1 protein-coding gene is annotated in these 237 nt (G+C 46.0%); it reads right to left on the reverse strand.

The window, feature by feature from the left end; all coding sequences use genetic code 11:
* Positions 1–12: 12 nt before the first annotated feature.
* On the reverse strand, positions 13–237 hold a 225-nt coding region (locus N8L33_RS10055; protein WP_261059766.1), incomplete at its 5' end, for a hypothetical protein.

Raw genomic sequence — 237 nt, forward strand, 5'->3', positions numbered from 1 at the left:
GTGAGCCATTACTTAGCTACTCCTCCCGGTAAATATTCGTTTTGGCGAAAGCATACCGAAAATGCCCTTGATAGCGTCTACTATAGCCAGAGCTAACACTGCCTTCCTGGGGAGTATAGCTACGAATATGTCAAAGGTATGCTCATAGGTATCATCATCATTCCAGCCTTTAATCTTCAGCTCATAGGGCGGCTGGTAAGACTCATAGTATTCCTCCCAGTCTATGGGGAAGGCATC

The organism is Streptococcus mitis (assembly GCF_946188695.1).
Classification (GTDB): Bacteria; Bacillota; Bacilli; order Lactobacillales; family Streptococcaceae; genus Streptococcus; species Streptococcus mitis_DF.